The sequence below is a fragment of the Streptomyces anthophorae genome (assembly GCF_049310305.1).
GTDB lineage: Bacteria > Actinomycetota > Actinomycetes > Streptomycetales > Streptomycetaceae > Streptomyces.
Window position 1 is genome coordinate 4,510,153 of sequence record NZ_JBLWQQ010000001.1, and the last position, 23,114, is coordinate 4,533,266.

Annotated in this window: 17 protein-coding genes; 7 read left to right on the plus strand and 10 right to left on the minus strand. The window is 70.2% G+C overall.

Going from position 1 to position 23,114, the window contains the following annotated elements; all coding sequences use genetic code 11:
* Nucleotides 1-51: 51 nt before the first annotated feature.
* Genes ACNYS0_RS20450 through ACNYS0_RS20465 form a run of 4 tightly spaced genes read right to left on the minus strand, consistent with a single transcriptional unit; the run spans nt 52 to nt 3,601 of the window.
* On the minus strand, nt 52-771 hold the full coding sequence (locus ACNYS0_RS20450; protein WP_399228787.1) for an ABC transporter permease: 720 nt from the start codon (nt 769-771) through the stop codon (nt 52-54).
* Nucleotides 772-780: 9 nt separating this feature from the next.
* On the minus strand, nt 781-1,692 hold the full coding sequence (locus tag ACNYS0_RS20455) for an ABC transporter ATP-binding protein (RefSeq protein WP_422475593.1): 912 nt from the start codon (nt 1,690-1,692) through the stop codon (nt 781-783).
* Nucleotides 1,689-2,591, minus strand: coding sequence for an ABC transporter permease subunit (locus tag ACNYS0_RS20460; RefSeq protein ID WP_422475595.1), 903 nt, complete (start codon nt 2,589-2,591; stop codon nt 1,689-1,691). The genes ACNYS0_RS20455 and ACNYS0_RS20460 overlap by 4 nt, the downstream gene beginning before the upstream one ends.
* Complete coding sequence (locus ACNYS0_RS20465; RefSeq protein WP_422482737.1) at nt 2,588-3,601, minus strand: ABC transporter ATP-binding protein; 1,014 nt, start codon at nt 3,599-3,601, stop codon at nt 2,588-2,590. The genes ACNYS0_RS20460 and ACNYS0_RS20465 overlap by 4 nt, the downstream gene beginning before the upstream one ends.
* A 241-nt stretch (nt 3,602-3,842) precedes the next feature.
* Here ACNYS0_RS20465 and ACNYS0_RS20470 point away from each other — a divergent pair, with 241 nt between their 5' ends.
* From ACNYS0_RS20470 to ACNYS0_RS20490, 5 genes are all read left to right on the plus strand, one after another.
* The gene (locus ACNYS0_RS20470) at nt 3,843-4,685 is read left to right on the plus strand and encodes a M24 family metallopeptidase (RefSeq protein WP_422475597.1); all 843 of its coding nucleotides are present in this window, start codon (nt 3,843-3,845) and stop codon (nt 4,683-4,685) included.
* Nucleotides 4,686-4,696: 11 nt separating this feature from the next.
* On the plus strand, nt 4,697-6,475 hold the full coding sequence (locus tag ACNYS0_RS20475) for an SDR family oxidoreductase (RefSeq protein ID WP_422482738.1): 1,779 nt from the start codon (nt 4,697-4,699) through the stop codon (nt 6,473-6,475).
* On the plus strand, nt 6,472-7,437 hold the full coding sequence (locus tag ACNYS0_RS20480) for a MerR family transcriptional regulator (RefSeq protein WP_422475599.1): 966 nt from the start codon (nt 6,472-6,474) through the stop codon (nt 7,435-7,437). Before ACNYS0_RS20475 ends, ACNYS0_RS20480 begins: the two co-directional genes overlap by 4 nt.
* 282 nt (nt 7,438-7,719) lie before the next feature.
* Nucleotides 7,720-8,673, plus strand: coding sequence for an LLM class flavin-dependent oxidoreductase (locus ACNYS0_RS20485; protein WP_422475601.1), 954 nt, complete (start codon nt 7,720-7,722; stop codon nt 8,671-8,673).
* 107 nt (nt 8,674-8,780) lie between these two features.
* Complete coding sequence (locus ACNYS0_RS20490; protein ID WP_422475603.1) at nt 8,781-9,689, plus strand: HAD hydrolase family protein; 909 nt, start codon at nt 8,781-8,783, stop codon at nt 9,687-9,689.
* Nucleotides 9,690-9,700: 11 nt separating this feature from the next.
* Here the strand turns inward: ACNYS0_RS20490 and ACNYS0_RS20495 are convergent, their stop codons facing one another.
* The 6 genes from ACNYS0_RS20495 to hisC form a co-directional block, all read right to left on the minus strand.
* The gene (locus ACNYS0_RS20495) at nt 9,701-10,750 is read right to left on the minus strand and encodes a M23 family metallopeptidase (protein WP_422475605.1); all 1,050 of its coding nucleotides are present in this window, start codon (nt 10,748-10,750) and stop codon (nt 9,701-9,703) included.
* A 197-nt stretch (nt 10,751-10,947) separates the two neighbouring features.
* Nucleotides 10,948-12,678 carry a GAF domain-containing sensor histidine kinase gene (locus ACNYS0_RS20500; protein ID WP_422475607.1) on the minus strand — a complete coding sequence of 577 codons (1,731 nt, stop codon included), beginning with the start codon at nt 12,676-12,678 and terminating at the stop codon, nt 10,948-10,950.
* 118 nt (nt 12,679-12,796) lie between these two features.
* Nucleotides 12,797-16,297, minus strand: a complete 3,501-nt coding sequence (gene cydD, locus ACNYS0_RS20505; RefSeq protein WP_422475609.1) for a thiol reductant ABC exporter subunit CydD — start codon at nt 16,295-16,297, stop codon at nt 12,797-12,799.
* A gap of 54 nt (nt 16,298-16,351) precedes the next feature.
* Nucleotides 16,352-17,356, minus strand: a complete 1,005-nt coding sequence (gene cydB / locus ACNYS0_RS20510) for a cytochrome d ubiquinol oxidase subunit II (RefSeq protein ID WP_422475610.1) — start codon at nt 17,354-17,356, stop codon at nt 16,352-16,354.
* 13 nt (nt 17,357-17,369) lie between these two features.
* Nucleotides 17,370-18,944: a cytochrome ubiquinol oxidase subunit I gene (locus ACNYS0_RS20515; RefSeq protein ID WP_422475612.1), complete on the minus strand. Its 1,575-nt coding sequence runs from the start codon at nt 18,942-18,944 to the stop codon at nt 17,370-17,372.
* Between the two features lie 203 nt (nt 18,945-19,147).
* Complete coding sequence (gene hisC / locus ACNYS0_RS20520; RefSeq protein ID WP_422475614.1) at nt 19,148-20,227, minus strand: histidinol-phosphate transaminase; 1,080 nt, start codon at nt 20,225-20,227, stop codon at nt 19,148-19,150.
* A gap of 366 nt (nt 20,228-20,593) precedes the next feature.
* On the opposite strand from hisC, the gene ACNYS0_RS20525 reads away from it, so the two are divergent.
* Together ACNYS0_RS20525 and ACNYS0_RS20530 are read left to right on the plus strand one after the other, a co-directional pair.
* Nucleotides 20,594-21,706, plus strand: a complete 1,113-nt coding sequence (locus ACNYS0_RS20525; RefSeq protein WP_399228813.1) for a LacI family DNA-binding transcriptional regulator — start codon at nt 20,594-20,596, stop codon at nt 21,704-21,706.
* Nucleotides 21,707-21,924: 218 nt separating this feature from the next.
* Nucleotides 21,925-23,001 carry a metallophosphoesterase gene (locus ACNYS0_RS20530; RefSeq protein ID WP_422475616.1) on the plus strand — a complete coding sequence of 359 codons (1,077 nt, stop codon included), beginning with the start codon at nt 21,925-21,927 and terminating at the stop codon, nt 22,999-23,001.
* The last annotated feature ends 113 nt before the right edge of the window (nt 23,002-23,114 follow it).

A 23,114-nucleotide genomic window follows, 5' to 3' on the forward strand; every position in this document is an offset into this window, starting at 1 on the left:
TTTCACCCTCCCACCAGTGTGCTGGCGGGAGGGTGAAACCGGCGTCAAGAGCTACTCCTCCCCGGCCAGCTTCAGGGTCCGCAGCTTCTGCCCGGCGTACCAGGTCGCCAGGACCGTCACCACGACCAGGAGGACCGTCGCGAGCGGCAGCCCCACGTCCGAGGTGACGAGGTCGCCGCCGGCCACCTTCTGGGCGACCGCGAGGGACCACTGCTGCACGCTGAGCGTGCGCGCCCCGGAGACCAGGGACCCGAAGAGGGCCTCCCACACGAGGGCGTAGACGAGGCCGAAGACGACCGCGTGCCGGGTGATCGTGCCGAGCAGGAGGAAGATCGCCGCATAGGCGATCGAGGCGACCAGGGCGGCGATCGTGTAGGCGACGGCGATCTGCTGCCCGTTCCCGTTCAGGATGAAGCCCGCGATGAGCGTCGGGACGGCGGAGAACACCATGGTCACGCCGATCGCCACGATCAGCTTGGTGAAGATGATCGTGGGCCGCTTGAGCGGCTTCGACAGCAGGTAGACCACGGACCCGTCGTCGATCTCCGGGCCGATGGCCCCGGTCCCCGCGATGACACCGATCAGCGGCACCATCGTGGCGAGCGCGAAGCCGCCGAGCAGGTCGGACGCGGTCTGGTCGTCGGCCCCCGTGAGCCCGCGCACGAGCGCGGAGATCACGACCAGCAGTACGGGCAGCGCGAAGAGGATGAGGGCCCGGCGCCTGCCGAGCAGTGCCCGGTAGGTGAGTCGGGCGACAGTGGGGTCGTACATCAGGGCCTCCTACGCCGCGACCAGATACGAGAAGACGGACTCGAGGGACTCGTCGGACGGCGAGACCGTGAGCAGCCGGATGCCGTGCGCCTGCGCGACCTTCGGCAGCAGCGTCGTGAACCGGCCGAAGTCGACGGCCTGGACGTGCAGCGCGCCCTCCTTCAGGTCGACCTCGATGCCCGCCGTGGACGGGTCCGCGATCAGTACGGCGGCCAGGGCGCGGTCGTCGCTGGAGCGGATCAGATAGCGGTGCGGGCGGTCGGTCATCAGGCGGCGGATCTTGCGGAAGTCGCCGCTCGCGGCGTGCCGGCCCGCGACGATCACCTCGATGTGGGAGGCGAGCTGCTCGACCTCTTCGAGGATGTGCGAGGAGAACAGGACCGTGCGCCCCTCGTCCCCCATGCGCCGAAGGAGGTCCATGAGCTGCATGCGCTGGCGCGGGTCCATGCCGTTGAACGGCTCGTCGAGCAGCAGCACCGAGGGCGTGTGGACGAGCGCGGAGGCCATCTTCACGCGCTGGCGCATGCCCTTGGAGTACGTCGAGATCTTGCGGTCCTGCGCGTACTCCATCTCGACCGTGGCCAGCGCCTCCGCGGCGGCCTTCTTGCCGAGGCCGTGCAACTCGGCGTTGGCGACGACGAATTCGCGGCCCGTGAGGAAGTCGTACATCCCCTCGCGCTCGGGGACGATGCCGATGTGCCGGTAGATCTGTTCGTTGCGCCAGATCGGCTGTCCGTCGAGGGTCACCGAGCCGTTCGAGGGGGCGAGGAAGCCGCCCATCATGTTGATGAGCGTGGACTTCCCCGCTCCGTTCGGACCCAGCAGGCCGGTGACGCCGGGGCCGATGTTCATGGTGACGTCGTTGACGGCGACCACGTTGCCGAACCAGCGTGAGACGTGGTCGATGTTGATCGCGGTCACAGTCCGACCTTCCGGTAGCGGCGCATCAGCAGCCCGTAGGAGCCGGCGATGAGCCCGAGGACGACGAGCAGGAAGACGAGGCCCTGGCCTGCCGAGGGCCCGTGGGCCCCGGGGAAGGAAGAGCTCGCTCCGAGGAACGCGGTCTGCACTCCGTCGATGAGCGTGATCGGCGAGAAGAGGCCGAGCCAGGTCACCGCGCCGCCGTTGTCCTGGGCGTCGGCGATCGCCTGGACCGTGGACACCGCGCCGTAGGAGATGGTCAGGACGGCGATGACGGCGGCGATGCCGAACCCGCGGCGCGGGGTGACGGCGGAGACGACGAGGCCGATCCCGGCGAAGAGCAGCGACAACAGCGCCACGGATACCAGTCCTTGGGCGAATCCCTTGGTCTGCTCCGTGAAGTCCAGCTTGGCGAGCAGAGAGCCTACGTAGAGCACGATCAGCGGCGCGGCCGTGAGGATGAACAGGGCCGATGCCATGGCGGCGCACTTCGCGACCACGTAGTCGACGCGCTCGATGGGGCGGGAGAAGTAGAGCGGGATCGACTTGAAGCGCAGATCCAGGGAGACCGCGTTCGGCGCCGCGGATGCCACGTAGAGGCCGATCACCGCCTGGAGGATGACCGCGTAGCGCGTGTAGTCGACGGGCAGGTCCTTCGCCTTCGTGGCGACGGCCACCGCGACCATGATCAGCGCCGGGACGCACATCACGATGAAGAGCAGCATCGGCAGCACCTTGGACTTGGCCGAGCGGCCGAGTCCGTAGGCACCGCGCAGGGTCTGCGAGAAGAGCGAGCGGCGGGCATACGCGCGACCCAGGCGCGGGCCGTCGTAGTGGCGGTAGCCGATGTTGTGGATCTGGGTGGACGTGCGGTCCACAGCGCTGGGCTCGGTGGTCATCGCTCCGCGCCTCCCGTCTGCTGCGACGCGGCGGTGGCCGCCCAGGCGGCGGCGCGCTCGGAGTCCTGCTCCGGCTGCTGCTCGGCCTCGGGGCGGAAGACCTCCGCGATCTGGTGCCTGCGCTGTTCCATCCGGACCAGGCCGAGGCCGAGGTCCGCGACGACATCGCGCACGACGTCGTACGTCTCCTCGCCCTGCGCCGTGATGAGGACCGTGTGCCCGGCGCCGGGCAGCTCACCGCCCGTGCTGGTCTCGATGCCGCGCTGCGCGAAGGCCTCGCGGAGCGCCTTGGTGCCGTCCGGGTGGTCGTCGCTGTCGGTGACCTCGATCGCCAGCGTCGCCGTGGCCTGCGTGAAGTCCGTGGTGGAGCTGGAGCGCAGCAGCTTGCCGCCGTCGATGATGACGACGTGGTCGCAGGTGCGCTCCAGCTCGCCGAGCAGGTGCGAGGTGACGAGGACGGAGATGCCGAAGTCGGTGTGCACGCGCCGGATCAGGCCCAGCATGTCGTCACGGCCGACCGGGTCCAGGCCGTTCGTCGGCTCGTCCAGGAACACCAGCTGCGGGTCGTGCACGAGCGCCTGGGCCAGCTTCACGCGCTGCTTCATGCCCGTCGAGTAGCCACCGATGGGGCGGTAGCGCTCCTCGTACAGGCCGACGTGGCGCAGCGTGTCCGCCGTGCGCTCGCGCGCGGCGGTGGGCGGCAGGCCCGACATGCGCGCCATGTGCACGACGAACTCGGTGGCCGAGACGTCGGGCGGCAGGCAGTCGTGCTCCGGCATGTACCCGACCCGCTCGCGGATCTCACCCCCCTTGGTCGCGACGTCGAGCCCGAGCACTTCGGCGCGGCCCTCCGATGCGGGGGACAGACCAAGAAGAATCTTGATCATGGTGGACTTGCCGGCTCCATTGGCCCCGACGAGTCCGGTCACACCGGGCCCGATGTCCATGGTCAGCCGGTCAAGCGCGGTCACCTTGGGGAACCGCTTGCTCAGGCTTTCGGTCGCGATCACAGTCACGGTTCGACCGTAGTGGCGCAGGCCACACCAATTCGTCAGACCGTGGGGTCGACCTCGTATGAGACCTGAGTATTACGGGGCCCTAGGGGTCCTCCCTGAGTAGACCCGAGCAGACCGTGCACACCCCTTGACGTCGCCGCCGAGCATTGTCACATTCATCAATGTCAAGTTACGAACGCGTACGGCGACGTCCCGGTCACGAACCGGGGCGGCCGCGACCGGGACGGACGGTGGCATGACCTCAGCGGTGGTACGTGAACTCTCGGCGGAACTGCGGGGGTTCAGAGAAGTACAGAGGCTCGCGTACGCATGCGCGGAATCGGTCGCGGCGCAGCTCAAGCCGGGTGTGACCGAGCGCGAGGCGGCGCGGATGCAGCGGGAGTGGCTGCGCGAGCGCGGGGTGAAGGACTGGTTCCATCTGCCCTTCGCCTGGTTCGGGGACCGCACGGCGTTCGTGAACTTCCGCGTACCGCTGCAATTCTTCCCGACGAACCGGAAGCTGGAGGCGGGGATGCCCTTCATCCTCGACATGGCACCGGTCCACCAGGGATACACCGCGGACATCGGCTACTCGGGCTGCCTCGGCCTCAACCCCGTGCACGACAAGCTGCTTTCGGACCTCGAGGCGCACCGCGAGCTGCTCCTGCGCGAGGTGCGCGAGCGCCGCTCCCTGCGGGAGATCTACGAGGACGTGGAGCGGTTGATGGTCCGCCAGGGCTATGCGAACCGGCACCGGGCGTATCCCTTCGGCGTGATCGCGCACAAGGTCGACCGGGTCAAGCAGCGGCGGATCAACCCCACCCTGTTCGGCTTCGGCACCCAGTCCCTGAAGGGCCTGGCGAGCGACGCGCTGCACGGGCACCGGGACGGCTGGTCGCCGCTGTGGTCGCCGTACAAGTTCTCCGACCATCCACCGCAGCCGGGGCTGTGGGCGGTCGAGCCCCACCTCGGATTCCGGGGCACGGGCGCCAAGTTCGAGGAGCTCCTCGTGGTCACGGACTCCAAGGACCCGCAGGAGAGCGCCTTTTGGCTGGACGACGATCTGCCGCACGTGCGGCGCTGGGCGGAGGGCATCTGATGACGGACCTGATGAAAATCGACGGCGCGCGTGAGCGCCGGGTGCGCACGGGCGGGATCGAGCTGTGCGTCGTCGAACTGGGGGAGCCCGGCGGGGCCGAGCGGCCGACGGTGGTGCTCGTGCACGGCTATCCGGACTCCAAGGAGGTGTGGTCGGAGGTCGCCGCGCGCCTCGCGGACCACTTCCACGTGGTGCTCTACGACGTACGCGGCCACGGCCGGTCGACGGCGCCGCAGCCGCTGCGCGGCGGCTTCACCCTGGAGAAACTGACGGACGACTTCCTGGCGGTCGTCGATGCGGTGAGCCCGGACCGGCCGGTGCACCTGGTGGGGCACGACTGGGGTTCGGTGCAGTCGTGGGAGTTCGTCACGGTCAAGCGCACCCAGGGCCGCATCGCGTCCTTCACATCGATGTCGGGCCCGTCCCTCGACCACTTCGGGCACTGGATCAAGCAGCGCATGAAGCGGCCGACGCCGGCCAAGGTGGGCCAGCTGCTCGGCCAGGGCGCCAAGTCCTGGTACGTGTACATGCTGCACACGCCGGTGCTGCCCGAGCTCGCCTGGCGCGGTCCGCTCGGCAAGCGCTGGCCGAAGATCCTGGAGCGCGTCGAGCGGGTCCCGGCCGGCGACTACCCGACGAAGTCGCTGCCCTCGGACGCCGCCCGCGGGGCCTGGCTGTACCGGGACAACGTGAGGGCGCGGCTGCGCCGCCCGCGCGAGGACGCGTACGCGCACGCGCCCGTGCAGCTCATCACGCCGCTCGGGGACGCCTTCCTGTCGCCGAAGCTGTACGACCGGCTGGAGCTGTGGGCGCCCCAGCTGACGCGCCGCGTACTGCCCGCCAAGCACTGGGTTCCGCGCACCAGGCCCGATCAGCTCAGCTCCTGGATCACCGAGTTCGTCACCGCGAACGAGGGGCAGGAGGCCGGGGTCCCCGCGCAGCGCCCCGCGCCCGAGGGCAAGCACGCGGACCGGTTCGCGGGTCAGCTGGTCCTGGTGACCGGTGCGGGCAGCGGCATCGGGCGGGCCACCGTGTTCGCCTTCGCGGAGGCCGGCGCGCGCGTGGTCGCCGTCGACCGGGACGCCGAGAGCGCCGCGCGGACCGCCGAGCTGGCCCGGCTCATCGGCGCCCCCGAGGCCTGGTGCGAGACCGTGGACGTCACCGACGAGCAGGCCATGGAGAAGCTCGCCGAGAAGGTCGCCGCCGAGTACGGCGTGGTCGACGTCCTGGTGAACAACGCGGGGATCGGCCTGTCCGGCTCGTTCTTCGACACCACCCCGGAGGACTGGAAGAGGGTCCTCGACGTCAATCTGTGGGGCGTCATCCACGGCTGCCGCCTGTTCGGCAAGCAGATGGCGGAGCGCGGTCAGGGCGGCCACATCGTGAACACCGCGTCCGCGGCGGCGTACCAGCCCTCGAAGGCGCTTCCCGCGTACTCGACCTCCAAGGCAGCCGTCCTGATGCTCAGCGAGTGCCTGCGCGCCGAGCTGGCCGATCAGGGCATCGGGGTCTCCGCGATCTGCCCCGGCCTGGTGAACACGAACATCACGGCGACGGCCCACTTCGCCGGGGTGGACGCCGAGGAGGAGAAGCGCCGCCAGAAGAAGTCCTCGCGCCTGTACGGCCTGCGCAACTACCCGCCGGAGAAGGTCGCGAGCGCGATCCTGGGCGTCGTCGTGCACGACAAGGCGGTCGTCCCGGTCACCCCGGAGGCCCGCGGCGCCCACCTCATGTCCCGCTTCACGCCCAAAGCCCTGCGCGCGGTCGCACGGATGGAGCCACCGCTGTGAGTACGGGCGACGCGGCGGCACGGCCGGGCGCCGAGTACCGGATCGAGGACCTGGCCCACCACAGCGGGGCCACGGTGCGCACGATCCGCGCCTACCAGGACCGTGGGCTGCTGCCGCGGCCCGAGCGGCGCGGGCGGGCCAATGTCTACACGGACACGCATCTGGCCAGGCTGCGCCAGATCGCCGACCTGTTGGACCGCGGCTACACCCTGGCGTCCATCAAGGAGCTCCTGGAGGCGTGGGACGCGGGGCGCGGCCTGGGCGGCGTGCTCGGTCTGGTCGCGGAGGTGGACGGCCCGTGGACGGACGAGCGGGCGGGGCGCATCACGCGCGCGGAGCTGGACGAGAGGTTCGGCGGCGACCCCGACGAGGCCGCCGTGCTGGACGCGGTCAAACTCGGCGTGCTCGAGCGCGTACCCGGGCGGGACGACGAGTTCCTCGTCCCGAGCCCTCAAGAACTGGCCGTGGCAGCTGAGTTGCACGCGGCGGGCGTACCGCTGTCCGCGATTTCCGAACATCTAAGGGAGTTGAGGGGGCACGTCGAACATATAGCGGCGCGTTTCCTGGAGTTCACCACCGAGCACGTCTTCGCGCGCTATCTCGGCCCGCTGCCGCCGACGGACGCGGAAGCGGCCGAAGCCGCGTCGCTCGTGCGACGTCTCCGGCCGCTCGCGCAGCAGTCCGTGGACGCCGAACTGGCCCGCGCGATGCGGATGTTCGCCACCCGGCACCTGCGCCACCACCTCGCCGAGGGCACCCCCGCGGAAGTGCTGGACGAGCCGCAGCCCGTCGCGATACCCGCGTCGACAATACGAGCCGTACGCAGCCTTGTTGGCCCGGAGCACGTCTCGACGTTCGTCGCTGCGGCCGCCGAACGCGAGGTACAGACAAGGACATTGGACGCATTGACCTCAAACAGCAGCAATACGACCGAAGTTGACCAAAAGGGTTCTACCACCTGAGAGTTGTCCACAGAATCGCCAACTGGCCTGTGGATAACTGGACTTGGCTGTGGATCAAACATGCGGGCCAAAATTTCTGGATTGAATCCGGGAGAAATCGAGGCCGCCCAAAAGGAAACCGAGAGGAATCCGAGGAGGCTCCGACGGGGCGCCGGCGGGACTCCGACGGGGCTCCGAGAGGGGGCCGGCAACGGAATCCGAGAAGGGAATCCGAGGGCCGGTCGAGAGAGGCCGGGAGAGCTCCGGGCGAGATGTGAGAGCGATCCGCTTACGCTCGCAGGTATGAACGAGAACGCTCCCGCCACGTCCCCTCGCCCGCTGCGCCTGAGCACCGTGATCCTGCCGTACCGGCGCTGGCACGAGGGCGCCCGCGAGGCCTGGCTGCGCGCGGAGGAGCTGGGCTTCCACACCGCGTACACGTACGACCACCTGTCCTGGCGCGTGCCGTTCCGGGACGGACCGTGGTTCGGGGCGGTCCCGACGCTGACGGCGGCGGCGACCGCCACCGAGCGGATCCGTCTGGGCACCCTCGTGACCTCGCCGAACTTCCGGCATCCCGTCACGCTCGCCAAGGAGCTGCTCTCGCTCGACGACATCTCCGGTGGCCGGATCACGCTCGGAATCGGGGCGGGCGGCACGGGCTTCGACGCGAGCGCCCTCGCCCACAGCGGGCAGGAACCGTGGACGCCGCGCGAGCGGGCGGACCGTTTCGCGGAGTTCGTTCCGCTGCTCGACCGGCTGCTCACCGAGGACACGGTCTCGTACGACGGGACCTTCTACTCGGCGGGCGGTGACGTCGGCGCCCAGAACATCCCGGGCTGCGTCCAGAGCCCCCGGCTGCCGTTCGCGGTGGCCGCGACGGGGCCGCGCGGCCTGAGGCTCGCCGCGCGGCACGGGCAGGCGTGGGTGACCACCGGCGATCCGAAGCTGTACGAGACGGGCACTCCGGAGGAATCGATTCAGGCCATTCGCAGGCAGGTCTCGAAGCTGGCCGCCGCGTGCGAGGCCATCGGCCGTGACGCGGACGAACCGGACAAGATCCTGCTCACCGGATTCACCCCGGACCGCACCCGCCCCCTCACCTCCGTCGACGCCTTCGTGGACTTCGCGGGCAGGCACCGGGAGCTGGGCTTCACCGAGCTCGTCCTGCACTGGCCGATCCCCGACACCGCGTTCGCGGCCGATCAGAAGACCTTCGAGTCGATCGCCACGGAGGCCCTGGCCCAACTCGACTGACTCGACTGACTCGACTGAAACGGACGCCGTCACACCGGGATCCGGGCGGGACGCATGAGCCGGCTGCGTACTCATCTGTGCGCCCCGCAGCACGCCCGTGCACGCATATGCGCGACCATGGGTCGGTGACCTCACCGACTCCCGGGCCCCGGACTCCGGCCCCCTCCGCCCCCTCGCCCCGGCTGATCGCCACCGACCTCGACGGAACGTTGCTGCACGACGACAAGACCGTTTCGCCGCGTACGGTCGCCGCGCTCGCCGCCGCGGAGCAGGCCGGCATCGAGGTCTTCTTCGTGACGGGCCGCCCGGCCCGCTGGATGGATGTCGTCAGCGACCATGTGCACGGCCACGGCCTGGCCATCTGCGGGAACGGCGCCGCCGTCGTGGACCTGCACGGCGGCGCGGGCGAGCACCGCTTCGTCAAGATCCGCGAGCTGACGGTCCCGGACGCGCTCGACGTCGTCCGCATCCTGCGGGCGACCGCCCCCGGCACCACGTTCGCCGTCGAGCGCACCGGCGGCCTGCACCACGAGCCGACGTACCCGCCGCTGCACCTGGACCCCGGGGAGACCGTCGCCCCCGCGGAGAAGCTGCTGACCGCCGACTTCGAGGGCGCGGACGTCGCGGACCAGCCGGTGCTCAAGCTCCTCGCGTACCACCCCGAGCTCGACCCCGACTCGTTCCTTTCGCTGGCCCGCGCGGGCGTGGGCGACCGGGCGGCCATCACCCGGTCGAGCCCGAGCGCGCTCCTGGAGATCAGCGGACCCGGCGTCTCCAAGGCGAGCACGCTCGCCATGTGCTGCGCGGAGCGCGGCATCGCACCCGCCGAGGTGGTCGCCGTCGGGGACATGCCCAACGACATGGAGATGCTCGCCTGGGCGGGCACGTCGTACGCGATGGGGAACGCGCACCCCGAGGTGCTCGCCTCGGCGACCGGCCGCACCGCGACCAACAACGAGGACGGCGTCGCCCGCGTCATCGAGGACATCCTGGCCGCGCACGCCCCCGCCCGGTAGCCGCACGGCGCCTACAGCTTCACGTGGCGCTCGGCGAACCACTTCACCGGGTCCACCCCGGACCCCAGATACGGCGTGAGCCGCACCTCGAAGTGGAGGTGCGGCCCCGTCGAGTTGCCGGTGGTGCCCGACTGGCCGATCCACTGCCCCGCGCGGACCTTCTGCCCCTGGTCGACGGTGACCGCGGCGAGATGCGCGTACTGCGTGTAGTAGCCGCCGGGGTGCCGCACGACGATCTCGATGCCGAAGGCACCGCCGCAGGACACACTCACCACGCGGCCCGCGCCCGCGGAGCGCACCGGCGTGCCGATGTCGACCGCGAAGTCCTGTCCGGTGTGCCGGTGCGACCAGCGCTCGCCCGCGCTGTCGAAGCCCGCGGACAGCTCGTACTTCTTCACAGGAGGCAGCCACGCGCGCGTGGTTGAGTTTTTCGGCTCCTTGAGGCGTACGGCACCCCTGCACTTCCCGGCGGCGACCGATGTGTCCGCCTGCCCCTGGAGCTGCCAGCGCGCCGCTTCGAGCTTGCTTTCGATGCCCTTCTTAAGAAGGACGAGTCGTGCGTTGCGCGCCTTCAATGAGCGCCACGCGTCCGCCGCCCTGCGCTGCCCGTCCGCGAGCCGCCGCTCGGCGCGTCTGCTCTTGTCCACGGCGTTGTTGAGCGCCAGGTCGGCCTGCCACACCGCACGTTGACCGTGCATCAGCTTCTCGGGGTTCCCGGCGAGCAGCATCTGCGCCGTGATCGGGATGTCGCCGCCGCTGCGGTACTGGGCACGGGCGATCCGGCCGAGGTCCCCGTGCAGCGCGGAGATCTGCCGCCGCTCCCGCACGAGCAGCCGTTCCATCGACCGCGCTCTCGCCTTCTGTGCGGAGGCGGCCTCGCGGCCCGCTTCGTAGCGCTGCGTCGCCGTGGACGCCTCTTCGTAGAGGCGCGCGACGTCCGCGCTCGCCTCGGGGCCCTCCGCACCCTGGGAGACCGTGGGCGGGCCACCGAGGGCCACGAGGGCGCACAGCAGCACCGGGAGGACGAGCGATGTGGCGGTGCGGCGGGGTCGATGACGCATGCATCGGATCGTCGACCGCCGCACGCCGGGCTTCCTGTGGAGCTGGTACGGCCGAGGGAACGGGTGCCCCGTACGGCGCAGGAACGTACCGCCAAACCGGGGCGGGCGATCAACCGGGCCAGGTGATCAACCAGGCCGAGCGATCAACCGGGCCGGGTGATCAACCAGGCCGGGTGATCATCCGGCGCACGCGATCCTCAGTAGGGCGCCTGCCACACCACCGTCGTACCGTCCCCGTCGAGCCCCGGCCCGTGCCAACTGGCGCCGCCGAGCGACTCGGCCCGCTTCTGGAGGTTCTTCAGGCCGCTGCGCCGCCCGCCCTCCTTGATGCCCACACCGTCGTCCGCGACCGTCAGACGGACGCCCTGCTGCCCGTCGGGGAGCAGCACGGTGGCATCCACGACGACGTCGATACGGTCCGCCTCCGCGTGCCGGAACGCGTTCGAGAGGGCTTCGCGCAGCGCCGCGATGAGGTGCTTGCCGGTGAGCTCCCCGACGACCGTGTCGACGGGTCCGAGGAAGCGGTGCGAGGGCTTGAACCCGAGCGGCACGGCGGCCATGTTGATCTCACGGAGCACCTTGGTGCGCAGACCCGACGGCGCCTCGGTCGGCCCCTGCTGGAGCGCGAAGATCGCGGTGCGGATCTCCTGGATCGTGGTGTCGAGCTCGTCGACCGCCTTGCCGACGCCCGTCTGCACCTCGGGCACCACGGAGCGGCGCTGGGCGGTCTCCAGCATCATCCCGGTGGCGAAGAGGCGCTGGATGACGAGGTCGTGCAGATCCCGCGCGATCCGGTCGCGGTCCTCCAGGACGGCGAGGCGCTCCCGGTCGCGCTGCGCCTCCGCCGTCACCAGGGCGAGCGCGGCCTGGGAGGCGAACTGGGTGGCCAGGGTGCGCTCCGCCTCGCTGAAAGGACGCGCCCCGCGCGCGCGGGTCATCACCAGCGTGCCCAGGACCCGCCCGCCGCTCTGGAGGGGCAGCATCATGGAAGGACCGTAGTCACGCGCGAGGCCGGTCAGCATGCGAGGGTCGGTGGCGGCGTCGTCGACGAACACGGCGTGTCCTTCGAGCAGTTCGGAGATGACCTCGCTCTCCGGAGGCACGATCACGCCGAGCACGCCGGAGGGCTCGTCCGAGTCGACGGCGACGATCTCCATGCCGCCGTCCTCCGCGGGCAGCATCACGATGCCGGCCGCCGAGTCCGAGAGGTGCCGGGACTGTTCGGCGACCACCTGGAGCGCGTCGTCCGCGTCACCGCCGGAAAGGAGCGCGGTGGTCACCGCCACCGAGCCGTCGATCCACCGCTCGCGCTGCTTGGCCGCTTCGTAGAGGCGCGCGTTGCCGATGGCGATGCCCGCCTCCGTGGCGAGCACCCGGACCATGTTCAGGTCGCCGTCGTCGAACTCGCCGCCGCCGTGCTTCTCCGTGAGGTAGAGGTTTCCGAAGATCTCGCCCTGCACGCGGATGGGGAGGCCGAGAAACGTGTGCATCGGCGGATGGTTCGCGGGAAAGCCGCAGGAGCGCGGGTCGTCCGCCAGGTTCGCGAGGCGCAGGGTCACGGGGTCGTGGATGAGCGCGCCGAGCAGTCCCCTGTGGCCGTCGGGCAGCCGCCCGATGCGCCGCGCGGTCTCCGCGTCGACCCCGGAGTAGACGAAGTCCGAGAGCCCGTCGCCGTCCTCGTCGACGACGCCGATCGCGGCGTACTTGGCGTCGGTCAGTTCGGCGGCCGTCTCGCAGATCCGGTCGAGCGTGGTGTGCAGTTCGAGGCCCGTGCCCACGGAGCGCATCGCTTCCAGGAGCTGCGGCAGCCGGGCGGTCAGCTCGGCCGACAGACCGTGAAGGCTGCGGGTCGCCTGCGTCGCCGCCTCCAGGGAGGCCGCTGCGGGCTCGGCGGGAGGCGGGGCGCCGGGATCCGTGGGTGCTGCCATGCGACGAGCCTAATTAGTACCAATTAACGAGGAAAGTCGGGATCCGGGTGGGCGGAGCAGCCGAAGCGGGCGGGACGGACGAGTCGAGTCGGCTGGGCGGACGGGCCGGACCGAGTCCTCAGCCCTCCGCACCGGCCAGCGCCTCCGCCGCTCCCTCCCGAAGCCGCAGCTCCCTAAGCGGCCCGTCGACCGCGACGAGCTCGGCGTACGGACCGCGCTGGACGACCCGCCCGCCGTCGAGCACGAGCACCTCGTCCACGGCCTCGATGCCGGCGAGCCGGTGCGTGATCAACACCGTCGTCCGTCCCCGTGTGACGTCGAGGAGGTCCGCGGTGAGCGCGTCCGCCGTCTCCAGGTCGAGGTGCTCGGCGGGCTCGTCGAGTACGAGGACGGGGAAGTCGGCGAGCAGCGCGCGGGCGAGCGCGAGCCGCTGCCGCTGGCCGCCCGACAGACGTGCGGCGTGCTCACCCACCAGGGTGTCGAGCCCGTCCGGCAGCGCCTGCGCCCACTCCCGGAGACGTACGCGGCCGAGCACCGCCCACAGCTCGTCCTCGGTGGCGTCCTTCTTGGCGAGCAGCAGGTTCTCGCGGAGGCTGCTGTCGAAGAGGTGCGCGTCCTGGGCGCACAGCCCGACGAGCCGCCGGACCGCGTCACCGTCGAGGGCCGCCGCGTCGACACCGCCGAGCGTGTACGTCCCGGCGTTCGCGTCGAGGAAGCGCAGCAGCACTTGGGCGAGGGTCGTCTTGCCCGACCCCGACGGTCCGACGACGGCGACGCGGCGGCCCCGCTCCAGCGTCAGGTCGAGGCCGGCGAGCGCGTCCCGCTCCTGGCCCTCGTAGCGGGCGGTGAGGCCGCGCACGGCGAGCGGGAAGGGGTCCCGCGGCGCCTGTGCGGGCCGCTCGGGCTCCCGTACGGGTTCCGGCGCGTCCAGCACCTCGTAGACCCGCTCGGCGCTCTTGCGGACGCGCTGGCGGTGCTGCACGGCGAGCGGCAGGCCGAGCACCGCCTCGAAGGCGGCGAGCGGTGTCAGGACGACGACCGCGAGCGACACCCCGTGGAGCTGGCCCGAGCGCACGCCCTGGATGCCGACGAGCGCGGCGGCCGCCACGGTCAGGCCGGTGATCAGCGCGGTGAGCCCGTCGCCGAGCGCGGTCGCGGTGGCCGCGCGCGAGGCGATCCGCGTCAGCACGGAGTCGGCTTCCGCGGCCTCCTTGGTGCGTCGCGGCAGGGCCCCGGAGACCGTCAGTTCGGCGGTGCCGGTGAGCAGTTCGGCCGCCTTCGTGGCGAGCGCCCCGCGCGCGGGGGCAAGCCGCCGCTCGGCACGCCGCGACACCGCGCCGGACAGCAGCGGCACCGCGACCCCGGCGAGCAGCAGTCCCACGGCGAGCACGGCGCCCGCGGCGGGCAGCAGCCATGCGGTGAACGCCACGGAGCCCACGCCCACGAGCGCGGCGGCCGAAGCGGGCAGCAGCCAGCGCAGCCAGTAGTCCTGCAACGCGTCCACGTCCGCGACGAGCCGTGAGAGCAGGTCGCCGCGCCGCGTCGTGCGCAGCCCCGCGGGGGCGAGCCGCTCCAGGCGCCGGTACACGGCGACCCTGGTGTCGGCCAGCATCCGCAGCACCGCGTCGTGCGACACGAGCCGCTCCAGGTACCGGAAGATGGCCCGCCCGATGCCGAACGCGCGCGTGGCCGTCACCGCGACCATCAGGTAGAGCACCGGCGGCATCTGCGAGGCCCGCGAGATCAGCCACCCGGACGTCGCCATCAGGCCGACCGCGCTGCCGAGCGCGAGCGCGCCGAGCAGCAGGGCGAGGGCGAGCCGGGAGCGGCGCGGCCTGGCGGCGTCGCGCAGCCGTGCGAGCACGTTCCGCCGGTCCACGGGCGCGTCGCCGCGCACCTCCGCCGGGGCGGTTTCGACGGCATCGGTGAGGGCCTGCGCGGACGGGATCCCTTGTGCGGCGCCACGCGTCTGCGCCGGCACCGGGCCGGGCACCTCGATCCGTACGACCCGGTCCGCCACGGCGAGCAGCGCGGGACGGTGCACGACGAGCAGCACGGTCCGCCCCACGGCGAGCCTGCGCACCGCGTCGACGATGCCGGCCTCGGTCTCTCCGTCGAGCGCGGCCGTGGGCTCGTCGAGCAGCACGACCGGCCGGTCCGCGAGGAACGCCCGCGCCAGCGCGAGCCGCTGCCGCTGCCCGGCCGAGAGCCCGGCGCCGTCCTCCCCGAGCACGCTCGCCATGCCCTCGGGCAGCGCCTCGACGAACTCCAGCGCCCCGGCCTCCCGCAGAGCGGCGAGCACCGCGGCGTCATCGGCCTCCGGCCGCGCGAGCCGTACGTTGTCCGCGATCGACCCGGCATACAGCTGCGGCCGCTGCGGAACCCACGCCACGCGCGCGTGCCACGCCTCGCGCGACAGCTCGGCGAGGTCGACACCGCCGACGGAGATCCGCCCACCACAGGGGCGTACGAAACCCAGCAGGGCACTGACCAGCGTCGACTTGCCGGCTCCGCTCGGCCCGACGAGGGCCACGGTCTCGCCCTCGGAGACCTTGAAGGAGACATCGGAGACGGCCTCCGAGGACCGACCTTCGTAGCGAACAGAGACGCCCTCCAAGGCGATTCCGCCGGCCTCGGGGACGTCCCTCGTGCCGTCCTCGGGCAGCGGCGTCTCCAGAACCGCGAAGATCTCCTCCGCCGCGGCGAGCCCCTCGGCCGCCGCGTGGTACTGCGCGCCCACCTGCCGCAGCGGCAGATAGGCCTCGGGTGCGAGCACCAGGATGACGAGCCCGATGTACAGGTCCATCTCGCCGTGCACGAGCCGCATGCCGATGGTCACGGCGACGAGCGCGACCGACAGCGTCGCCAGCAGTTCCAGCGCGAACGACGAGAGGAAGGCGATCCGCAGGGTGCGCATCGTCGCCCTGCGGTACTCGCCTGTGATCTTGCGAATGGACTCGGCCTGCGCCTTGGCGCGGCCGAACACCTTCAGGGTCGGCAGTCCCGCGACGACATCCAGGAAGTGGCCCGAGAGCCGGGAGAGCAGCCGCCACTGGCGGTCCATTTGGGACTGGGTCGCCCAGCCGATCAGCATCATGAAGATCGGGATGAGGGGCAGGGTGCCGGCGATGATCGCCGCCGACACCCAGTCCTCGGTGACGACGCGGGCGAGCACCGCCACCGGGACCACCACCGCGAGCCCCAACTGCGGCAGATAGCGGGAGAAGTAGTCGTCGAGGGCGTCCACGCCGCGCGTCGCGAGCGCCACGAGGGACCCGGTGCGCTGCCCGCTCAACCACCCCGGGCCGAGCAGCGCGGCCCGCTCCAGCAGCCGCCTGCGCAGCTCCGACTTGACCGCCGCGCTCGCCCGGTGCGCGGCCAGCTCGGTCAGCCAGGACACGAGCCCGCGCCCGGCCGCGACCGCCACCAGCAACAGCAGCGGCGATCGCAGTCCGGCCACGTCGAGGCCGTGCTGGAACGCGCCCACCACGATCTCGGCGATGAGCATCGCCTGCGCGATGACCAGGCCCGCCCCGGCGGCGCCCAGGGCCACCACCGCGATCAGGAAGAGGCGCGAGGCCCGGCCGTACCGGAACAGACGCTGGTCGATCGGTTTCACGTGAAACACACCCTCACGTAGACGAACGCAGGCGAACGCTGACGGGCGAAGGCGCTAGTGCGCGCCGGCAGGAATGTGGCTCGTGCTGAGCCGCTTGCGGAACACCCAGTAGGTCCAGCCCTGGTAGAGCAGGACCAGTGGCGTCATGATCCCGGCGACCCAGGTCATCACCTTCAGCGTGTACGGACCCGAGGACGTGTTGTCGATCGTCAGGTTCCACGCGTCGTTGAGCGAGGACGGCATGACGTTCGGCACCAGGGCCAGGAAGATCGCCGCCACCACGGCCGCGATCGCGATTCCGTTGAAGCTGAAGGCCCAGCCCTCGCGCCCCTTGGCGTTCATCACGAGCGTCCCGAGCAGCCCGACGACCGCCACGGCGAAGGCCACCGCGGTCCACACCGTCCCGCGCTCGACCTGGATCCAGGCGAGGAAGCCGCCGCCCAGCAGCACGGTGGCCACCCCCGCCTTCGTCGCGAGCGCACGCGCCCGCACCCGGATGTCGCCCTCGGTCTTCAGCGCGGTGAACACGGCGCCGTGCAGCGTGCACACGGCGGTGAAGGCAAGCCCGCCGAGCAGTCCCCACCAGGTCAGCAGGTCGCCGAACGACCCGGCGAAGTCCTGGTGGGAGTTGATCGGCACACCGTGCACCATGTTGGCGAACATCACGCCCCACAGGAACGGCAGCAGCAGCGAGCTGACGAAGAGCACCAGCTCCCAGTTGCGCTGCCAGCTCTCCTCGGGCCGCTGGTGCCGGTACTCGAAGGACAGCACCCGCACGATCAGCAGCAGCAGTGCGATCACGAGCAGCAGGTAGAAGGCGCTGAAGAACGTCGCGTACCAGATGGGGAACGCAGCGAACATGGCACCGGCCGCGGTCAGCAGCCAGACCTCGTTGCCGTCCCACACCGGGCCGATGATGTTGATCAGCACGCGCCGCTCGGTCCTGTCGCGCGCGAGCAGCCGCGTCAGGATGCCGACCCCGAAGTCAAAGCCTTCGAGGAAGAAATAGCCGGTCCACAGAACGGCGATCAGAAGGAACCAGAAGTCGTTGAGGCCCATGGCGTCTCTCCTCTCAGTACGCGAAGGTCAGTGGCTTGTCGGCGTCGTCGTCATCGGAGTCGTCCCCCGAAGGACCGCGTAGCTTCGGGTCCTTGGTGGGCGGTTCCTCGTCCGTGTCCGGACCCTTGACGGCGTACTTCTTCATCAGCCGTACGTTGATCCAGAACAGCACCGCGTACAGCAGGGTCAGCGCGCTCAGCGAGATCGCCATCTCGGTCTGGCTGACACCGGGGGAGACCGAGTCGGCGGTCTTGAACAGGCCGAAGACGGCCCAGGGCTGACGGCCCATCTCGGTGAAGATCCAGCCGATGGAGTTGGCGATGAAGGGGAAGATCAGCGAGGCCATGCCGACCCGCCAGCCCCACTTCGTGACGGTCGGGCCGAGCTCCTTCTTGTTGGTGAGCATCAGCTTGGGGATTTCGTCCTCACCCCTTCGATGCTCGGGCAGCAGCCATCGCTTCTTCCGCGTCAGCCAGAACCCGGCGCCCGCGGCGACGGCAGCGGTGAGCCCGATGCCGATCATCAGGCGGAAGCCCCAGAAGGTGACGAAGATGTTGGGGATGTAGTCCTCGGGCTGGCCGCCGTACTTCTCGGCCTCGGCCTTGGCGGTCTCGTGGATGCCCGGGACGCAGCTGGTGAAGTTGCTGTCGGCCAGGAAGGACAGCAGGCCCGGAAGCTCTATTTCGACGGAGTTGCGCCCCTGCGTCACGTCACCGACCGCGAAGACCGAGAACGGCGCCGGGCATTCGGTGTCCCACAGGGCCTCGGCCGCCGCCATCTTCATCGGCTGCTGCTTGAACATCACCTTGGCCAGCTGGTCGCCGGAGAGCGCGACCAGAACACCCGCGATCATCGTGGTGACCAGGCCGATTCGCAGCGAGCTGCGCAGCGTGATGGTGCGCTTGCGGTCGACCTGCTCGCCGGCGTCCTTCTGCTTCTTGATCTTCCAGAGCAGGAAGCTGGCGATGCCGATCATGAAGGCTCCGCCGGTCAGGAAGGCGGAGGAGACGGTGTGCGCGAACTGGACGACCGCGGTGTTCTGGAAGAGAACGTGCCAGACGTCGTTGAGCCGGGCCACCCCGGTCTGCTTGTCGATCTCGTAGCCGACCGGGTGCTGCATCCAGGAGTTGGCCGCCAGGATGAAGTAGGCGGAGGCCAGGGTGCCGATGGACACCATCCACATGCAGGCGCAGTGGAGCTTCTTCGGCAGCTTGTCCCAGCCGAAGATCCACAGCCCGATGAAGGTGGACTCGAAGAAGAAGGCGATCAGCGCCTCCATCGCGAGCGGGGCGCCGAAGACGTCACCGACGAACTTCGAGTAGTCCGACCAGTTCATGCCGAACTGGAACTCCTGCACGAGACCGGTCGCCACACCGATCGCGATATTGATCAGGAAAAGCTTCCCCCAGAACTTCGTGGCATGGAAGTACTTCTCCTTGCCCGTACGCACCCATGCCGTCTCCAGGCCCGCCGTGAGCGCGGCGAGGGAGATCGTCAGTGGGACGAACAGGAAGTGGTAGACGGTGGTGATGCCGAACTGCCATCGCGCCAGGGTCTCCGGCGCGAGGGCGACCGTTGTCGGGTCCACTGCGTCTTCTCCTTACATCGCCGTGGTCACAGCGGCAGTTTGCCCCTTTAATCCCACAAATCCCGGGAGGAACCGGGACACGCTTGTGAACGCGTTCACATTCACAAGCATTATGTCGTACTGGTGGTCGGCATACGAAGGGGGGTCCCCCGTTAATCCGGGAGACCCCTGTCACTACGATCCGCGCGCCAACGCGCGCCGCCCTACAGCTCCTTGCGGAACTCCTCGGCCGTCCGCAGGAAGATGTCGTTGGCCTCGGTCTCCGCGATCGTGGTGCGCACACCCTCGCCCGCGAACGGTCGTACGACCACGCCGGCCCGCTCACAGGCCGCCGCGAAGTCCAGCGTCTTCTCCCCCAGCCGCAGCCACACGAAGTTGGCCTGCGTCTCGGGCACCGTCCAGCCCTGCGCCCGCAGCCCTTCGACGACCCGCGTGCGCTCGGCCACCAACGAGCCGACCCGGCCGAGCAGCTCGTCCTCCGCGCGCAGCGAGGCGACCGCCGCGTCCTGCGCGAGCTGGCTCACACCGAAGGGGACCGCCGTCTTGCGCAGCGCCGCGGCGACCGGCTCGTGCGCGATGGCGAAGCCCACTCGCAGGCCCGCGAGCCCGTAGGCCTTCGAGAAGGTCCGCAGCACCGCCACGTTCGGCCGGTCCCGGTAGATCTCGACGCCGTCCGGCACCTCGGGGTCGCGGATGAACTCGCGGTACGCCTCGTCGAGGACCACCAGGACATCGGAGGGCACCCGGTCGAGGAACCGCTCGAGCTCGGCCCGGCGGATGGCATTGCCCGTGGGATTGTTGGGGTTGCAGACGAAGATGAGGCGCGTGCGGTCCGTGATCGCGTCGATCATGGCGTCGAGGTCGTGGTCCTCGTCCGGCGTGAGCGGCACCTGCACCGACTTCGCGCCGCTGATCTGCGTGATGATCGGGTACGCCTCGAAGGACCGCCAGGCGTAGATGACCTCGTCGCCAGGGCCCGAGGTCGCCTGGAGCAGCTGCTGCGCGACGCCGACCGAGCCGGTGCCCGTGGCCAGATGACTGACGGGCACACCGAAACGCTCGGACAGCTCGTTCATCAGGCCGGTGCACGCCATGTCCGGGTAGCGGTTGAAGGACCCGGCGGCCGCGATCGCCTGCTCCATCACCCCGGGCAGCGGAGGATACGGATTCTCGTTGGAGGACAGCTTGTACGCCACCGGCCCCCCGGCAGCGGCCGGCTTCCCGGGCTTGTAGGCAGGGATCCCCGCCAGCTCCGCACGCAGCTTGGGGTTGATCTCGCTCACCGCAGTCCTCCTTGTGGGCACCGTTCCAATACTGCTCACCTTAAGAGGATTCGCCGCGCTCCCCAATGCCCCGGGTCCCGGCCCTCCGCGAGGCGTGCGGAGAGGGGGGAGCGCTCCTTGCCCTGGCGCGCGCCGGTGGCTCGCGCCGTGGCGCGCATCACCCGTGAAGGTGAGTTGAGACCTACTCGCAACATCGCCGACTTGGCAGGCCCATGCGCGACGACAAGCGATGTGTCATAGTCAGAACCTTCAACTCCCTTTATTTTAAAGGTTGATGATGGGTAATCACCTTGCAGAAACGTGCCTGTCAACGCCTGCATATGCTCCCCCACCATGCAGCCGAATGAGCCCTACTATCGGCTCGCCATGACAGCAGCAGGGAAGCACCAGGTGAGCCGGGCAGAGACGACCCGCAGGGGCACCCGGCCGGGCCGGGCAGGCATCAGAGACGTTGCCGCAGCCGCCGGGGTCTCGATCACGACTGTGTCCGATGCGCTCAACGGTAAGGGCCGGCTCCCGGACGCCACCCGACGCCACGTTCGCGAGGTCGCCGACCGGTTGGGCTATCGCCCCTCCGCGGCCGCTCGCACGCTCCGTACCGGGAAATCGGGCCTCATCGGCCTGACCGTGACGACGTACGGGGATGAACCTTTCACCTTCACAGAATTCGCGTACTTCGCGGAGATGGCCCGCGCCGCCACCTCCGCCGCGCTCGCCCGCGGGTACGCCCTCGTCATCCTGCCCGCCACCTCACGCCACGACGTGTGGTCGAACGTCGCACTCGACGGCACCGTCGTCATCGACCCCTCCGACCATGATCCGGTCGTCACCGAGCTGGTCCGCCAGGGCCTGCCCGTCGTCTCCGACGGACGTCCCGCGGGCACCCTGCCCGTGACCGCCTGGGTCGACAACGACCACGAGGCCGCCGTGCTCGGCATCCTCGACCACCTCGCCGAGTCCGGCGCCCGCCGCATCGGCCTCCTTACCGGCACCACCACCGACACGTACACACACCTCTCCACCTCGGCGTATCTGCGCTGGTGCGAGCGGATCGGACAGGAACCGGTCTACGAGTCGTACCCCGCGCACGACCCCTGCGCGGGGGCCGTCGCCGCCGACCGGCTGCTCGCCCGGCCCGACCGCCCCGACGCGGTCTACGGCCTCTTCGATCCCAACGGGACCGATCTGCTCGCCGCCGCACGCCGCTACGGGCTGCGCGTCCCGGACGACCTGCTGCTGGTCTGTTGCAGCGAGTCGAATGTCTACGCGAACACGGAACCGCCCATCACCACCCTCTCGCTCAAACCGCGGCGGATCGGAACATCCGTCGTGCAGCTCCTCATCGACGCCATCGAAGGCGTCGAGTCCGACCAGCCGGTCGAGCAGGTGATGCCGACCGATCTCATCGTGCGGACCTCGTCCCAGCGGCGCCCGCACCGCACCACGGTCAGTCCTCCGCGCTCTCCGGGACAGAGCTGAGAGCCCCGGCCGCCCCCTCCATCGACTCCTCCGAAGAGAAAAGTCCACACCAATTCGGGAGAAATGCACGGCGATCAGCCGCCCGTCACCGATTCACCACCCCTGGTGCATCACACAGCGCGAGCCGCATTCCTATGATGGGCGCACGACACCGCGGGCCGCTGCGACCAGGCAGTCCGATACGGTGCACAGGCGGCGCAATGGTGGTGGAGGGGTCGATGACTCAGGGGGCCGGTCCGGGAACCGCAGCGGGCACGGAGACGCTGCGCGACTTCCGTGTTCCCGCGTACGTCCATGACGTACCGGCGAACGTACAGCCGACGGACCCCGACGTCCCCGCGCCCGACGCCGAGATTCCCGAGCCGTATCCCGAGGGCTACACGCCGACGGAGCGCGATCTGCCGGTCATCAACCGGGGCGACACCGTCCAGGTCGAGTCGCCGCAGCCCGCGCCCACGGGGGACGAGGGCCTCGGCCCGCTGTACGTCGTCGGCGATGTGCACGGCTATCTCGACGAGCTGGTCGCCGCGCTCCACGAGAAGGGCCTGATCGACGCCGAGGGCAACTGGGCGGCGGGCACCGCCCGCCTCTGGTTCCTCGGCGACTTCACCGACCGCGGGCCCGACGGGATCGGCGTCATCGATCTCGTCATGCGGCTGTCCGCGGAGGCGGCGGCCGCGGGCGGCTACTGCAAGGCGCTCATGGGCAACCACGAGCTGCTGCTGCTCGGCGCGAAGCGGTTCGGCGACACGCCCGTGAACTCGGGGGCCGGCACGGCCACGTTCCAGGCGGCCTGGTTGCTCAACGGCGGGCAGAAGGCCGACATGGACCGCCTCCAGGACGTGCATCTTCAGTGGATGTCCCGGCTCGACGCGATCGAGATCGAGGACGACCACCTGCTCACGCACTCGGACACCACCGCGTATCTCGACTACGGCGACTCCATCGAGGCCGTCAACGACACGGTGCGCGAGACCCTCACGCGCAATGACGCGGACGAGTGCTGGGACCTGTTCCGCAAGTTCACCAAGCGGTTCGCGTTCAAGGACGAGGAATCGGGTCCCGGCGCCGTGCGACAGCTGCTCGACGCCTATGGCGGCTCGCGCATCGTGCACGGCCACAGCCCGATCCCGTATCTGCTCGGTGAGGTCGGTGGTGAGGACGGGGACAGCGAGGACAGCAGGCCCCCCGTCGAAGGGCCGCACGTGTACGCGAACGGCCTGGCCATCGCCATGGACGGCGGCGTGACCATGGCCGGAAAGCTGCTCGTCCAGCAACTCCCCATGGATGTCTGAGATTTCGCGGGGCAGGCGCGAAAGCGGAGGATCCGACCGGCCGCCGGGCCAATTTCCGGAAACCCCCTGTCACCGCGTGCCGTGACAGCTCTACCATCGGCTTATCCGTAGCA